Origin of the sequence: Nonomuraea turkmeniaca (assembly GCF_005889735.1) — a bacterium.
Classification (GTDB): Bacteria; Actinomycetota; Actinomycetes; order Streptosporangiales; family Streptosporangiaceae; genus Nonomuraea; species Nonomuraea turkmeniaca.
This window is the reverse complement of the sequence record NZ_VCKY01000525.1, coordinates 1-1,581: the sequence shown is the minus strand read 5'-3', so window position 1 is coordinate 1,581 and position 1,581 is coordinate 1. Positions and strand designations below refer to the sequence as shown.

Here is a 1,581-nt window from a genome sequence, read left to right as displayed (position 1 = left end):
GGGGCGGCCCTGGCCTGCTTCGCCGGTACTCCGGCCCTGTACTCCTGGACGACGACCTCCCCGGGGAGCGGCGCGTTCAGCTTCGGGTCCTGGCTCAGCCCCACCCATGCCTTCGGGGTGCTGCTCTTCGCCGCGCTGATCCTGGTGGTCGCTGGAGTGCTGGACCTCAGGGCCGTACGGCCGGCCACTCTGTTCATGATCATCATGCTGGTCGTGGCGGTGGCCGGTGCCAAGTCCGTCTTCGTTCCGCTGCTCGTGGCCGGCCTGTCGCTGCTTCTTCTGATCGGGCGGGGGCTGCGCCGTACCGTCCTCTGCCTCCTCGTGCCGGCGGCCGCCACGATGGCGTTCGCCCAACTCGTCCTGTACGGCGGCCGGACGCAGGGGATGGTGATCGCTCCCGGCGCCGCCGCCGGCAGAATGCTCGATGAGCTCTTTCACACCGGTCCAGCCTCAGGCCTGGGAGCACTCCCCGTCGTGGTCAGTGTGGTCTTCGTGATCGGGTGGGCGGCAGCCTTCGCGGGCATCGCGGGTCTGTGGTGCGATCGCGGCGCCTGTGCCGAGCCGGCGCTGATCGTCTGCGGCGGCATCGGCGTGGCAGGAGCGGGCGCCTTTCTTCTGTTCGGCCATCCGGGGGTGAGCCAGTACTACTTCCTGCGAGGTGCCTGGCCGTTCCTCGCAGTGGTGGCGGTGGCGGGGCTGTGGAGCGCACTGCGTGAGGTGCCCCGCCAAGCGCGGCCGGTGACGGTCGCGGCGTCCTTCCTGACGGGCGCGGCGGCAACCGTGGTAATCGGCGGAGCTGACGGGAAGAGGCCTGACTTCCATGCGGTGGGAGCATCGGGTCTGGTGTGGCCGTTGCTAGCACCGTTCGTCATTCTGGTGGCGGCGGTCGTGATCTCTTTCCTCGTCGTGCGCCGTCTCACCGGCGGGCCGGCTGTCGTGCTGCTCGTCGTCACGGGGTTGTGCGTCGCGCCGACCCTCGGCATGGTCCCGCGAACGGCGCCCGCGGCCACCACGAAACCGGTGATCTCCGAGGGCGTCGTGGAGGCCGCTCGCTGGCTCCGCGCGCATTCGCACCCGGACGACGTCGTCGCGACGAACGCCCACTGCCGAGACGGCGTCGAACCGTGTGATCATCGGCGCTTCTGGTTCTCCGCATACTCCGAGCGGCGGATGCTCGTCGAGGGATGGACGTACACACCGACCAATCTCCGGAACGGCACCCTTGAGCGGGGGCAATACCACTTTGCGCCCTTCTGGGACGGCCTGCGACTGGCGGCGAACGACGCGGTCTTCCACGATCCATCGGGCGCCGCCGCCGAACTGCTTCAGGAGAGGTACGGCGTGCGCTGGTTGTTCGTGGACGAGCGCGACCAACGGCTGAGCCCGCGCGTGGCGGACTTCGCCGATCTGCGCTACAGACACGGCGAATGCGCTGTGTATCGCCTGGCCGTCCCCGCGGCGGCCGACGATCCGCCGGGGCGTCACGGCATGGTCGCGCCGCGGGCTCGCGTGCCGATCTGAACCAGGGGACATCAGGGTCGGGTCAGGGACGGCTCGGGGACAGGGCCGGATGTGGGGGAT

Annotated in this window: 1 protein-coding gene; it reads left to right on the top strand. The window is 69.8% G+C overall.

What is annotated here, in order from left to right; translation table 11 throughout:
* On the top strand, positions 1-1,521 hold a 1,521-nt coding region (locus tag ETD86_RS56540), incomplete at its 5' end, for a hypothetical protein (RefSeq protein ID WP_170223814.1).
* Positions 1,522-1,581 lie beyond the last annotated feature (60 nt).